This window comes from Cognatundibacterium oligocarboniphilum (assembly GCF_013377855.1).
GTDB lineage: Bacteria > Pseudomonadota > Gammaproteobacteria > Burkholderiales > Burkholderiaceae_D > Undibacterium > Undibacterium oligocarboniphilum.
In genome coordinates this window covers 1-7918 of sequence record NZ_JABXYJ010000020.1, presented here as the reverse complement: position 1 = coordinate 7918, position 7918 = coordinate 1, and the positions used below count along the sequence as shown (strand labels likewise).

The 7918-nt window shown below is 47.7% G+C and carries 8 protein-coding genes; all 8 read right to left on the bottom strand.

The window, feature by feature from the left end; all coding sequences use genetic code 11:
• Positions 1-55: 55 nt before the first annotated feature.
• Positions 56-3028: a Tn3 family transposase gene (locus HV832_RS17000; protein WP_176805245.1), complete on the bottom strand. Its 2973-nt coding sequence runs from the start codon at positions 3026-3028 to the stop codon at positions 56-58.
• Between the two features lie 290 nt (positions 3029-3318).
• Positions 3319-4074 carry an arsenical resistance protein ArsH gene (arsH, locus tag HV832_RS16995; protein WP_176805244.1) on the bottom strand — a complete coding sequence of 252 codons (756 nt, stop codon included), beginning with the start codon at positions 4072-4074 and terminating at the stop codon, positions 3319-3321.
• On the bottom strand, positions 4022-4453 hold the full coding sequence (arsC, locus tag HV832_RS16990; protein ID WP_176805243.1) for an arsenate reductase (glutaredoxin): 432 nt from the start codon (positions 4451-4453) through the stop codon (positions 4022-4024). The genes arsH and arsC overlap by 53 nt, the downstream gene beginning before the upstream one ends.
• A gap of 71 nt (positions 4454-4524) precedes the next feature.
• Positions 4525-5601, bottom strand: coding sequence for an ACR3 family arsenite efflux transporter (arsB, locus tag HV832_RS16985; protein ID WP_176805242.1), 1077 nt, complete (start codon positions 5599-5601; stop codon positions 4525-4527).
• A gap of 45 nt (positions 5602-5646) precedes the next feature.
• Positions 5647-6147 (bottom strand): arsenate reductase ArsC, encoded by a 501-nt coding sequence (locus HV832_RS16980; RefSeq protein ID WP_176805241.1) that lies wholly within the window; start codon positions 6145-6147, stop codon positions 5647-5649.
• Between the two features lie 43 nt (positions 6148-6190).
• Positions 6191-6682 carry an arsenate reductase ArsC gene (locus HV832_RS16975; RefSeq protein WP_176805240.1) on the bottom strand — a complete coding sequence of 164 codons (492 nt, stop codon included), beginning with the start codon at positions 6680-6682 and terminating at the stop codon, positions 6191-6193.
• 34 nt (positions 6683-6716) lie between these two features.
• Entirely contained in the window at positions 6717-7046 is a 330-nt protein-coding gene (locus tag HV832_RS16970; RefSeq protein ID WP_176805239.1) for an ArsR/SmtB family transcription factor, read from the bottom strand.
• A gap of 241 nt (positions 7047-7287) precedes the next feature.
• A partial coding sequence (locus tag HV832_RS16965) for a substrate-binding domain-containing protein (RefSeq protein ID WP_176805238.1) occupies positions 7288-7918 on the bottom strand: 631 nt, incomplete at its 5' end.

Genomic DNA, 7918 nt, shown 5'->3' with positions numbered 1-7918 from the left:
GAGGGGTGGCCGGGATTCGTGTAAAAATACTCAAATCCATCCGTAACCTTCTGATTTACTGAAGAATTTTAGTTTTGTAATTCATTGGCGGCACAGTTCTTTCCAGATCCAACGTATAGTCGCCGTACCTGTTAATGTGCTCCGTCCGATACGGTGCCAAGCCAGCCAAAATTTCCTCATCGATCGGGTATCCTTCCCTTTGCATTTCCTTCAACGTACCCGTCATAGCCTCAACGTTGTGAAGGATAGCCAGATTGGCCACAAGCTGGTTATATTTCACGACTTTGCGCTGCTCGTGGCGTACATTCTCAGCGATGATGCCTTGGTTCCCAAAGAACAGCCATTTGATAAACTGGTTGAACTCTTCACTCTTATTCGTAGCAGCCTGGATCGTCTTTCGCAGTTCGACGTCACCGATATATTTGAGCAAAAATTCTGTGCGGACAACCCGTCCTAGTTCTCGAAACGCAAAGTACAGCTTGTTTTTGCGGCTTGCAGTGCCCAAGCGCCGTAGGATTGTCGACGGCGTGATTTTGCCTGCTTTAATCGACAGCGCGATGCGCAACATGTCCGGCAAGTGTGTTTCAATGAGTTCCCAGTTAATAGACTCACTGAAAAGACCATTGATGTTCTCGTAGCGCGTTCCCTTGTCAGCTTTATAAAACACCAGGCTTTTCAGGTTCCGGATGCGTGGCATAAGATTGATCCCAAGCAGATAGGCCAATCCGAATACCGGGGCGCTTTGTGCATGGGTGTCACCATGGAGTGTATCGGGCTGGATCTCAGACTCGTTCTTGATCAGACCGTCAAGGATATAGATTGCCTCATAGACGCCACATGGAATGAAATGGCTGAACAGCGCAATGTACATGTCGGATACGTGGTAGTAGCCGATGCCGCCGTAACCGCCGTATCGAATGTGATATTCAGATAGCAGGTTCTGCTCGTACATATTCCATTTGGTACCATCAGCCGACGCACTCTTGCCTGTGCCCCAATATTTCGGTAGCAAGAATTTGTTGTAGGCGTTGATGACTTGGACAATGGCCTTTTCCAGTCGTTCTTCGGTGATGTGGTGCAGGTTCAACCAAGCCACCTGCTTGCGGCTCAAATCCTTGACTGAGCGGGCGGTTTGCGTGGCGCCTAAATTGCAGCCATAACAGAATAATGTAGTGATAAAGCGCCGCCGAGGATCATCCACTTTAGAATCGAAGCCGGACAACGGGCCAAATAGCTTGTGCAGATCCAACCAGCCTTCCGACTCCACCAGAATATCTAGAATATTCTTCTCGGGCAGTCGCTCTGTGAGAATTTTGTCGATCTTGTCAAGTGCTTCAGGTTTGGCGTCTTTGGCGTGTTTGCGCAAGATCAGTTCGTTACCTACGATATCAACGTGCTCGTTTTCCGGCATGCCGTCGTCGACTGCAGCAGCTATCGTCGCAAGGGTCTTCTTGAGGGCTGCAGAAAATTCCTTGGGCTCGGTCTGCAAGCCCAGCATCGCACCATACTCTTTCACCTGAGCCTGGTAGACATCCCATTCAATGAGCTGTGTTCTGTAGTCACTGAACTGGTCACTGTTTGCAACGTACAAGTCGCCCGACTGCAGTTCCTGCATTGTTTCGGTAAGCACGCAGAGCTCGAAATATTTTCGGCTCACTTCCGAAACCTGCTCTAAAGAGCGTTGCCCAGTGATCAGCTTCCGCCATTTCTCTGGTATCCACTTCAGATTGATATTGGTTCCGGCTATGGACAACGATTCACGGTGACTATGGCGATGGGCCAGCACAAAGCGAATCGCGTCGATGAGCGACTGGTCGGCAGATGTTGATTCCAGATTGAGCAAGCTCAGGCAATTGAGCAGTAAGGGGCGCTGTACCTGATACGGCGTCAGCATAAATGGGAGGTAGTTGTTCCCGGCATAGGCAATGTGCTCGTCGCATTCGACAAGCAGGTTACCTGGTTCGTCATGAAATGCAGCGGCGATACGCACTCCCTTGTCCTCATCGGTGTCGCCCTCAAAGTAGGCTTCAAGGACATCGCGTAGCTGGATGATCAGCTTCTCTGCCCGTTTCTGGTGTTCGAGATAATATCGGCGCAGTTGCTCTTCCGCGCCAGAATGGATTTTTCGCAGTTTGCGAATAAACATCTCCACAGCATCGTCGAGTGACTTGCTTAACTGGGCATGAAACAGTAACACCATTAACGCGTAGCGCTTATTGTGCTTGAGCGCTTTCATGTCGGACACATCAAGCGCTCGAGCCTCATGGACAAATTGGTTGCGTTTTACAACCGGAATATGGGATATGACCGGCAACTGCGTAGCCCAGCCCTTGAGCCATTGAACGTGCTCCAGATACTGCCGTACTTCCGTGTTGGTCGGCTTTTTGGGGTCTTGTTTAAGCTGCTGCCACCCGCTTATGGCTGGCGGTGCGGCCAGAACTAGCATCGCATCAAATCGGGCGATAATGGGCACTGTAAGAGGCTCAACGAGGCTTTGGAAAAAGCGGTCGTTAACTTCGCTGCGTGCTTTCAATGCCCTTCGATGGAGGGTGCTAAAGGCTGGAAGCTCGAAGCGCTGGCGTACCAATTCTTCAATGACAATATTAATGATATCAGCCAGTTCATGCTTGGTTTGGGCGGCCTCCGTGGCCGCGTCCTGAATCGCAGAATAAGTGCCGTCGTTGATCGGTCTGATTTTCAGGTACGTCCTGATGGCTTCCATACACCGCTGACGTGAATTAGGCCGTTTCTCCTCCGCCTTAAGATCCTTTTCCGCCACTGATCGCGTGCCTAGCACTTTTCCGAGAAATGACACAATTGTAATCGGGACTTCCTCTATTAAGGGGAAGTAGCCCAACTTCTGCACTGTTTTCAGTAACAGTACGAAATAAAGCCGGGCGGGCTCCGTGCGGGCATGGCGACGGACAAATTTATAGTCGTCGTCACTCGGGGTATAAACGTCTTCCAGTTCGCGCTGCGTCAGCTCCGGTTTGAAACGCGGATACGCAGTTTCATGAATGCTGCTCAAGACTCAGGCTCCTATGTGGTTGAGCCGCGTACTTCATGTACGCCCGATAGCATGCTGGCGACAATTGTTGCGTGGCAGTAATGACATCACAATGCAGAACTTAAAACGTCGATAATTCTATATGCAGAACACGTTAAATTAGCAACCAGCAAACAATTATTTATGTGCTATCGCTTTAGTCGATGCGAACGCCGGAAAAGTTGATCCGAATTCAGATCAAATGATACTTGGCGCTTGCTGTTGCGCTTATAGAATAGCGAAATCAGGGGCGCGCGCAGGCACAATTTAGCTTAGATTGAGCGTAAATTAACTCGCTTTGAGAGCTCGGCAGCAGTTTCTTTGCGTTCACTATAACGATCCACTAGATAAGGTGAAACATCACGGGTCAGCAACGTGAATTTCATCAGCTCTTCCATCACATCAACAACCCGGTCGTAGTAGGCGGATGGTTTCATGCGGCCAGCGTCATCAAATTCCATAAATGCTTTAGCGACCGAGGACTGGTTAGGGATGGTGATCATGCGCATCCAGCGTCCCAGTATGCGCAACTGGTTCACGGCATTAAAGGATTGGGAGCCGCCAGAAACTTCCATTACGGCCAAAGTTTTGCCCTGAGTGGGGCGCACCGCACCGACTGAAAGAGGAATCCAGTCTATCTGTGCTTTCATAATGCCTGTCATTGCACCGTGCCGTTCAGGCGAAGTCCAGACCATGCCTTCGGCCCATTGCGCCAGTTCGCGCAACTCTATGACCTTGGGATGGGTATCTGGTGCTTCGTCCGGTAGTGGTAAGCCATGTGGATCAAATATCCGCACATCTCCCCCCATGGCTTCGAGCAGGCGCGCAGCTTCGAGAATTAATAGTTTGCTGTAGGAGCGTTCCCGCAAAGAACCGTACAGCAGCAGGAACCGTGGCGCATGGGTCGAAACTTCCGTTGTCCTGAGTTTTATTTTTTCAGGGATATTAAAAAGTTCAGTATTCAGATTGGGTAAATCAGGCTGCGTTGTCGACACGATGACCCTCTCTATCAATGACTTTCTCGCCATCTTCTTTGATAAATTCACCCAATTGCGGAAATGGTAGAACATCGAGCACAGCTTCTGACGGGCGGCAGAGTCGCGTTCCGATGGAAGTAACGACGATAGGACGGTTAATCAAAATGGGATGCGCCATCATGAAATCTAGCAATTCATCATCGGACCATTTCGGATTGTCTAGATTTAGTTCTTCATAAGGCGTACCTTTTGCACGCAACAGAGAGCGTACAGATATTCCCATTGCCGCGATTAGTTTCACCAATTCACCCTTACTAGGAGGGTTAGTCAGATATTCAATCACGTCTGGCTCTATACCCGTGTTTCGTATTAATGCCAGCGTATTGCGCGAGGTTCCACATTTTGGGTTGTGATAAATAGTAATAGACATATTAATCAAGTAGTTGGCTTCAGATAAATAATCGTTTGTTATGCGTGCTGATAATTAAAGCTGAGTGATAACTAACGATTTTGATTTAATTCGTACCAAGGCTTGGTCGTATTGACAATTTTCACAACGAGCAGCATGACTGGAACTTCAATGAGTACGCCAACAACGGTCGCCAATGCAGCGCCGGACTCAAAACCGAAGAGGCTTATTGCTGCCGCAACGGCTAATTCGAAGAAGTTGGACGCACCAATGAGCGCAGATGGGCATGCGATCGAGTGCTTCTCCCCTAACTGGCGATTGAGCCAATACGCTAAGGCAGAATTGAAAAAAACTTGGATCAGAATAGGTACGGCCAGCAGTGCAATTACTAAAGGTTGCTTGATAATTGCATTTCCTTGAAAAGCAAATAAAAGCACCAAGGTGACCAGTAATGCACCTATTGACCATGGCTGAATTTTGTTCATTGCCGAATCAAAATAAGGCTGCCCGCGCGAAAGGAGTATCCGTCTTATTATTTGTGCAAAGATCACCGGTATCACAATATACAGAACGACCGATGTAATCAAAGTATCCCAGGGAATAGTGATGTTTGAGACTCCCAGCAGCAATCCAACTAGTGGCGCAAATGCAAACACCATAATTACGTCATTAATAGCTACCTGAGATAACGTGAAATATGGGTCGCCATCAGTTAAACGACTCCATACAAAAACCATCGCTGTACAGGGAGCCGCAGCCAAAAGAATCAAGCCGGCAATATAGCTGTCGATCTGGCCAGTGGGAAGTAACGGAGCAAAGAGGTGGCGCACGAATACCCATCCAAGGAATGCCATTGAGAACGGCTTGACCATCCAATTGATGAATATCGTGACGCCAATCCCTTTTGCATGATTTTTTACCTGATTTAATGCGCTGAAATCAATTTTCAGTAGCATGGGAATAATCATAATCCAAATCAATAAACCGACAGGTAAATTGACTTTTGCGATTTCCATTCCACCGATCAGCTTAAATGCACTTGGGAAAAACTGCCCCGCTGCAATACCAACGATAATGCAAAGAGCTACCCACGCAGTAAGATAGCGCTCAAAAAAATTAAGGGGAGCCTTGGCGCTAACTTTGCCGACGACTTCACATTTGATAGACATAGAAACCTTTATTACTTATTTACTGAACTAAGCTGTGTCAACCAATCAAGAATGGTTCAACCCTATCTTGTCGAGTTCTCTTTGAAGAGCGAGTTTTTCTAACTTGTTGAGTGGCAAGCTTAAAAAAATATCCAATCTTGTTTTGATTTCACGACAAATGCGTGCAAAAGTTTGTCGTATTTCCACTTCAGATCCCTTTAACTCTGCTGGGTCTTGAAATCCCCAGTGTGCAGTCATTGGTTGACCTGGCCAAAAAGGACAAACTTCACCGGCAGCTTTGTCGCATACGGTAATGACAAAATCCATGTGAGGCGCATCACTAGACGCGAATTCATCCCAGCTCTTGCTGCGCAAGCCTGTTGTATCAAAGCCAAGATGTGCAATTTGTTCGATTGCCATAGGATTCACTTTGCCGTTAGGGTGGCTGCCGGCACTGTAGACTTTGAAACGGTCTTTCCCCATGGCATTGAGCATGGCTTCTGCCATGATGCTACGTGCAGAATTGCCAGTACATAAAAATAAGACATTGTAAATTTTGTCGCTCATGGAAATCTCCTGGTGGCTGAGGTATGACTCTAATGGGGAAGGACTAGTGCTGTTGTTCCGGAATTAAGCTGCCAAGACGGTCAAGCTCTTCCTTTAATTTTTGTTTATCCTGCGATAATGTGTCCAGAGGTAGTGCTAGAAATGCCTCTATTCGGGCTCGCAAAATACGGTAGGCAGTTACAAAGGCGGCATCAATTTCTTCGTCAGTTCCTGTTGCATGGGCTGGATCTTCTACGCCCCAGTGCGTACGCAAGACTGGACCAAGGTAGGCGGGACATGTTTCTCCTGCTGCGCTAGCACAAACGGTAACAACGATATCGGGTGTTGCTGGAAGATTGTCCCAGGATTTGCTGGCATAACCCTGTGTGGAAATACCTTCTCTTGCCAGCAATGCCAAGGAGCGAGGGTGAACCTGACCGGTAGGCTTACTGCCGGCGCTCATGGCTTTCCATCCAGCAGGTGCTAAATGGTTGAATGTGGCTTCAGCGAGGATAGAACGGCAAGAATTGCCTGTGCACAGAAATAAAACGTTCATAAGTCGTCTCAATAATTTATTAAGGATGTTTTGTCTATTCAACAGTGGCACATTGCTGCGCCTGTACTGGTGTGCAAGGATTGCCACCGCAGCAGTTCTCAGTCAAAAAACCCAGCATCTGGTTCATCGTCGTCATGTTTGCTGAGTAAATGACAAAGCGTCCTGCCTGTCGAGATTCCACCAAATCGGCATGTGATAGCTCTTTCAGATGGAACGACAACGAGGATGGTGGAACGCCCAGTTGTTCACTGATCTTGGTGGCTGCCATGCCTTCCGGACCGACCTGCACCAGCAAGCGGAAGATGGCCAGGCGCGATTCCTGCGCCAAGGCCGCCAATGCCAATAAGATTTCTTTAGTATCCATGATCTGCATATCAAAAAGTTGAGTCGCTTTGACTATATTTCTATATTAATGGAAATATAGAAATCAAGTAAAGCGAAATCAAGCTATCACTAAAAATCATCTGTATGGCAAATCTGAACTGAACACCAGAACGATCAATACTGCAGAAATTATCCAGATCCAACGGGCAATCTTGACGGCAGTGCGTTTTCTGAAATAAATGAGGTTCATGACGTGACTCTAGGCAATAAATTGAATCTGATCATTCCTTGGGATCACGGCGCAGCAAGTCAGCAATCTTGACACCGATCTCAGGCTCACCACCAAAAGCCGTGCCAGTTTTTTTGTTAGAAAAATTCAAGCTAGCATGCTTATAGTCTTTCTCAGTCAACGGAATGTACTTTGCTTCCTTCACCGCTTTCTGCGCATTGGCTAAATAGAAATCGACAAACCCTTTTACCTCCGGACGTTCGGCCGCTTTAGCATTCACATAAATAAAGATCGGACGTGACAGTGGTTGATAACTACCATCGATGACCGACTGTACAGATGGCGCCACTGCCGGTTTGCCTGCTTGGTGTACGATAGGAACAAGTTTCAGTTTCTTGCTGTTTTCGAGATAGTAGGCATAACCGAAATAGCCAATGGAATTTGGATCACGTGCCACACCTTGCACAACGACATTGTCGTCTTCCGAGGCAACATAGTCAGTGCGGCTGGATTTGGTTTTGCCGACAATTGCATCGGTAAAGTAATCAAAAGTTCCTGAGTCTGCACCGGCGCCAAAGAGTTTGATTGGTGTATCTGGCCAGGCAGGATTGATTTGTTTCCAGCGCATGATCGTGCCTTGTGCCGCTGGCTCCCACATTTTTTTGAGTTCTTCTACCGTAATT